Annotated in this window: 1 pseudogene; it reads right to left on the bottom strand. The window is 63.9% G+C overall.

Annotation, left to right across the window (positions count from 1 at the left end):
• A pseudogene (locus tag FLO80_RS22260) lies at window positions 1-418 on the bottom strand (Tn3 family transposase); the annotation flags it as partial.

Here is a 418-nt window from a genome sequence, read left to right as displayed (position 1 = left end):
TCGGAAAGCAACACGTTCAGCAGGCCGATCCTGTCCTTGCAGGGCACGCCGGTGCGCAGATGGGTAAAGGCCTCGGTGAAGCCAATCTCATCGTCCACCTCCAACAGAAGATCGGTGACCCTGACTTCCGGCAGGCGGCGATAGAGATCGAGAACCAGCGCATCGGCTTCCTCGGGAACCGCGGCGGTCAGCCGGTCGATTTTCAAGGTGCCGTCCTCGATAGAGCCACCGGGGATTGCCCCGGCCTTTGCCGAACGCGCCAGGCGATGCGCGGCGTCAGCCATTCTGGCTTTGCGGTCGGCCAGCCAGGTTTCCGGCTCGAACGGCATGGCCAGCCTCGGGGTGACGCGGGCAATCTCTACCGGGACCAGCGCTTCCTTCAGATCGCCATACCTGCGCGAATGCGCCAGCCAGATGT

Origin of the sequence: Aquicoccus porphyridii (genome assembly GCF_008369105.1) — a bacterium.
Classification (GTDB): Bacteria; Pseudomonadota; Alphaproteobacteria; order Rhodobacterales; family Rhodobacteraceae; genus Aquicoccus; species Aquicoccus porphyridii.
This window is presented reverse-complemented; position numbering and strand designations above follow the sequence as displayed.